Below are 3611 nucleotides of genomic sequence, written 5' to 3'. Positions count from 1 at the left end.
ATTTTGAAACTTCTCATCAAAAAGGAGATTAAAATAACCACGGTTTGCCAAATTGGTCAAGCTATCAAAACGGGAGAGCTTTAAGGTTGCTTTTGTCAAATCGAAGATACGATAGAAAATAGGAAGCTCTTCCTGTAAAAATTCTGCTGCATAAAAGTCAATCTTATCAAATGGGAGGTCTTGATCACGTTCAATGGCGAGATACCATTTGACATCATTATTAAATTGAATTGGAATAAGTAAAGCATTTGGCGTGTGATTAAAAAGGATCAATTTCTCTTTATCTTCACTTGTTGTGGTATCATTAAGAAAATCATAACAGATCTTAGGCTTAGTGTGTTGTCCCCTCATGCACTGTAAAACGCCAGCCTTAAGAGGTTCTATATCAGTATTGATTTCCTTAAAATCTTTGTAATCAAAATGAGTGATGACATTGATCGCCTCAAGTGATGTCAGGTCAAAAACAGATGCGCGATTTAAGTCGTGAAAAATCACATTGAGTTCAGTGAGAATTCTTCTAAAAAAAGCCTCATCATTTTCAAAGTCCATAATACTTTGATTCATTTTCCAAAATATATCACGTATACTCTGCAATATTTTATCTTTACGCTCGGAAATCTTTTTTTCTGTAATATCCTGTATAATGCCAACAAGCCCCACAGGATTGCCTAAATCATCAGTATGAGCTGCTTTACTGAAAATAACATCATGGATGGTGCCATCTGCATATTTTACCTTGGACTCATAAACTTGTTGTCCCTTTTTGACCATAAGATCGTGATCAGCCTTAAAATATATATCAGCAAGTTCCTTGGGTGAGATGTCATAGACACTCTTATCAATAATTTGGTCTTTTTTAAGTCCTATATACTGTAAAAAAGCAGAGTTGCAGAACTTATACAAACCTGCGGCATCCTTGTAGAAAATTGGGTTGGGAAGTATTTCCATAAGAGTTGAAAAAAAACTCAAATCAGATGTCAAATCCGATTTGATGACATAATCCTCTGTTACATCAAGTAGCGTACCAATCATCTTAATCCTTTGTCCATTTTCATCATAGATGATTTCACCGTTTAATCTTACCCAACAGGGAATGTCTGAAGCGTTGAGAACACGGTATTCCTCTTGAGGGACTAAGCCACTTTCAAATGCTTTTTCAATTGAAGTTTGAAGCAGATCTCTAGATTGTGGATGAATGATTTTGTTGAAAACATACTCAAAATTGCCATCGTATGCCTCTTTATTATGTCCAGTTATCCTAAAAATCTCATCGGACAAGTAAACTTTATTCGTTATGAGATCCCAAGACCAGATGCCAAGCTTGGTAATTCTTACCGCACATTGTAGGGTTTCTTCTATCTCACTTTTTTGGGATAAAATTGAGTTTAATAGGAGACAGTTTTTGCATTTAGGATTCAATTTATATTTTTCTGTCATAATAAGCACTTCCCATCGCAAAGTTATAGTATTACTATACCCTAGTGGCTTCAATAAAATCAATATTAAAAGAAGTTTTACATAAAAAGCACCCATTTGATACTTGTGGATGAAGTATCAAGTGAGTGCTTGGTGATTTTATATTCGATGTAATTTTTTGTACCCGAGCACAGCAGCGCCAATGGCACCTACATACTGGGATTTGTCATGCGTGAAAACAGGGACACCCAAATGAAGTTCAAGCCTTGATTTGATCTTATTACTCTGAGCTAATCCACCACTGAAGAAGACCGGAGTTTCTTGACTTAATCTTTTGACGAAATGCGATGATCGTTCGCAAATCGAATCAAGGATTCCAAGGGCAATATCCGCTGGTTCGACGCCTTTTGCTAAGAGACTTATGACTTCACTTTCTGCAAAGACTGCACACATGCTGCTAATTTTAATGGGGTCATGTGTAAAGGCGAAATCGTCTATTTCGATTAAATCTTTATGGAGGGTTCGCATGATGACTTCAATAAAACGCCCAGTACCTGCTGCACATTTATCGTTCATCAAGAAATCTATGACATTACCATTGGCATCGAGTTTGATCACTTTACTGTCTTGTCCACCAATATCCAGTACGGTAGTTGTTTGAGGGTTAAGGTGGTAAGCACCAGCGCCATGACAAGTGATTTCAGTGATGCTTTGAACTTTTTGAGCTAATAAATCACGGCCATATCCCGTTGTAAAAACAGGGTAGGGAATCTCTGCACCGCTAATTCTATGAAGTTCATGTGATAAAGTCTCCATGGTTTGGCGAGGATTATAGCTTGTGGGCATGATAAGCGTGTGCGTAATCTGTCTACCATCATAAATAACACCCTTAGTAGTGGTTGATCCTGAATCAATTCCAATAATGGCCATTTTTAGAGCATCTCCACAAATGCAGCCATACGTGTGTTGAGCTGACCGATATCTGATGTAGAATAATCTGTTTCAACACTCATGTAAGGGATGGTTTTAGATTCATTGACAAAACGTTTGATACTAATTGTTTCGATAGCATATGTGTGGCATGCTTGCAAGATGACATCAATAACACCATCTACCTTATACTCGTCAATTGCTCTGTTTAAAAGATCAACACGGTTTGGGTTCGGTGTCATACAAGAACACCCAATTGATAGGTACTTTTTAGCAAGGGCTTCATAGACATCAGGTTCATTTTCATCAACAAGGTCTTCGATTGCTTTTGCGCCCATACAGTTTTCAAAGAAAACGACTTGAGCACCGTTATCTTCAATAGCCTTGACAACTTTTTCAGTGACGCCACCAATAGGGCAGCCTGTAATGAGAATTCTAGGTTTAGCTTCTAATTTCTCGCCATTTTCATAAGCCGCTAAAATTTGGTCTGTTAAAGCTTCCACTTCTTTAATATTGGCACTGCGGTCAAATTTAAAGGTTGAGCCATAAAGGACTTTCAAAATGTCAGTGCCGCTAATAGCAGGTGGGTTTAGTTTGCCTAAGCTGTAAAAGCGTTTTAAGGCACGTCTTTCAGCATTTTTTAGTGCAATGGCATCTTTAATTTGAGCATCAGTAATTTCCACGTTAAATTTTTCTTCTAAAAGTGTTTTTAGCTTGATGATTTCATTTTTCCAGAGGGTAAAAGCATCGCTTGATGCTTGTGTATTTGGAAGTTGCATTACATGTACAGGCTTGAAATCCCCCATGTGTTCATACATTTTTTTCTTGCCGTCGCAGGTAGTTTCGCCTACAACTAGATCAGAAAAGTAGAAGTAAGGACATTTGTCTGTTTTGCCGAACCCATAGCTTGATTTGATAAGAGGACATAGATTTCTAGGCAATTCCTTCTCAGCTTCAGAGATGGTTTCATCTGATGTTGCACACAGAGAGACCACTGCAGCACCCATGGCAAGTGGTAGCTCTTGGGGCATATATGTACAAAAGGTACCAATCATCGGAATGTTTTGTTCTTTTAAGGTTTTTGCTGCAATAAAGCCATTTTTACGCGCTTCAGCAAATTGATCAAATATTTCTGGTAAAGATTTTCGTAATTCCATTTCAGCCTCCCTAAATTTGTTCCAACCCAGTTGGATTGTTATGATATTAACATCATATAACATTGAAATTCCAATGTCGATTGAAAGAGAGTGGTCATAAAAACTTCT

3 protein-coding genes are annotated in these 3611 nt (G+C 37.5%); all 3 read right to left on the bottom strand.

Going from position 1 to position 3611, the window contains the following annotated elements:
• Positions 1-1437 (bottom strand): PAS domain-containing protein (locus AC220I_RS19930; protein WP_486725616.1); only part of this gene is annotated, 1437 nt, incomplete at its 3' end.
• Between the two features lie 138 nt (positions 1438-1575).
• A complete protein-coding gene (locus tag AC220I_RS19925; RefSeq protein ID WP_486725615.1) occupies positions 1576-2346 on the bottom strand; it encodes an acyl-CoA dehydratase activase in 771 nt (256 codons plus the stop codon).
• 2 nt (positions 2347-2348) lie between these two features.
• The gene (locus AC220I_RS19920; protein WP_486725617.1) at positions 2349-3503 is read right to left on the bottom strand and encodes a double-cubane-cluster-containing anaerobic reductase; all 1155 of its coding nucleotides are present in this window, start codon (positions 3501-3503) and stop codon (positions 2349-2351) included.
• Between the last annotated feature and the right edge of the window lie 108 nt (positions 3504-3611).

The sequence above is a fragment of the Fusibacter sp. genome, from assembly GCF_057447755.1.
The sequence above is the reverse complement of the archived record's forward strand: the minus strand, read 5'-3'. Positions and strand labels throughout refer to the sequence as shown.